The sequence below is a fragment of the Marinobacter persicus genome (genome assembly GCF_002934325.1).
Classification (GTDB): domain Bacteria; phylum Pseudomonadota; class Gammaproteobacteria; order Pseudomonadales; family Oleiphilaceae; genus Marinobacter; species Marinobacter persicus_A.
The window spans coordinates 1-1,401 of sequence record NZ_PTIV01000082.1 but is presented as its reverse complement, the minus strand read 5'-3'; the positions used below and the strand labels follow the sequence as shown (position 1 = coordinate 1,401).

The window sequence follows — 1,401 nt, the reverse complement described above, 5'->3', positions numbered from 1 at the left end:
ATTATTAATCAATCGTGCCCACATCTGAGCGGTCATGGCGGTCACCCGCTTAGTCTGCGAGACTTGCAGGGTGGCTGTGAGAAATCCGGGCTAACCATACGAATGAAATCCGTGATCTCCTGAAACAAGCACTGGTGGTCGCTTGGGTCATCGACAATTTCAAGCGAGCCAGAGTGACTATGGAAGTGGAATGCACGGACGGCCAAACGTTGGCTGTCAACGAAACTATGGAAGACCTTCTTCCGGACACGCTCCAGACCGGCTCCCATTCCACTCAAACCCCACCGCAACATAGATCGCTGGCCGATGGTCTTGGCGACATCAAACAAAATGTCTGGTTTTGAGGAGCGCAGTTATGGAATTCATGACCAAAGCACAAGAGTTAGCTGCAGAACTCGCGCGGGAGTTTGGAAGTGAGGAGATGATCTTCAACGCCCAGATGCGTCGTGGCGACGACTGGATAACTCTGGAGCTCTACCGAAACGCAGAGGATCCGCACCGGTTACATGCGGTGATGGATTTTGATACCGGCTGCAACATCCTACTGCAGACACCAAAAACCGTTCACTAGAACGACAGCTCTGTTATCCATTCTCGACGGCATTTACCGTCGGGAATGGACACTAACCCGAAGTCAGCGCCAAGAAATAATCAGCCTTCAGAATTTCCTGGACTTCCGGATCCCCACTCCCGAGGGCCTTCCTCCACGATAACAGTTAGGCCTAAGCCCTAATGCCCCAAGCCAGCTCTCAGGACGCCGCAGAGCCCTTACCAGCAAGCCCAACGCCCGCATGTGCTCTGCTTTCGTCCTTTCAGATGAGGAATGCGCCGGCAGCCAAACGTTTCGATAAAATTGAACGTGTTTGAGCCTAATCTGCTCTGGCTGGGCGACATGAGGAAATCGCTGCTCAATAACCCCGACGATACGATAGATACGGTTGACGTATCGCCGCTGTTCGGTTCCGCTCAGGGCACTGAAATCGAGCCGCCTCACGATATGATCAAGCTGCATTCCGGAGCCCTCCTACGTATGCACTGGCCACTGACACTCGATTGTGCCCCAGCTGCCTCGCAACCTCCTCCCGAGCAACCCGATCCATAATTTTGTCTCGAATTGCCTCCTTCAGCGGGGATGGCCCTGCCATCACTTCTTCATAAACGTCCTGAGCGAAACCAGCTCTAAGCTCCCGGAAATGAGGAACGCCAGAGCTCTTCAAAAATTGCCTGCAGGAGTTCACCTCGCTCAGCAAAAAAGATTTAACTGTGTCTGTTTTCGACAACAGATTTCGGGATCCCTCAGGTCTTACTGCGTAAACCGCTGAAGGTTGCCACCCATTCCACGTGAAGCCTGCCACCCGGACCGGAGCAAGGCTGCCACCCATCGGAGCGTAGCGACGCGGG

At 53.7% G+C, this 1,401-nt stretch carries 1 protein-coding gene; it reads left to right on the top strand.

Translation table 11 applies throughout. From position 1 onward, the window contains the following. The first annotated feature begins 355 nt into the window (after positions 1–355). Entirely contained in the window at positions 356–571 is a 216-nt protein-coding gene (locus BY454_RS16665; RefSeq protein WP_104417671.1) for a hypothetical protein, read from the top strand. The last annotated feature ends 830 nt before the right edge of the window (positions 572–1,401 follow it).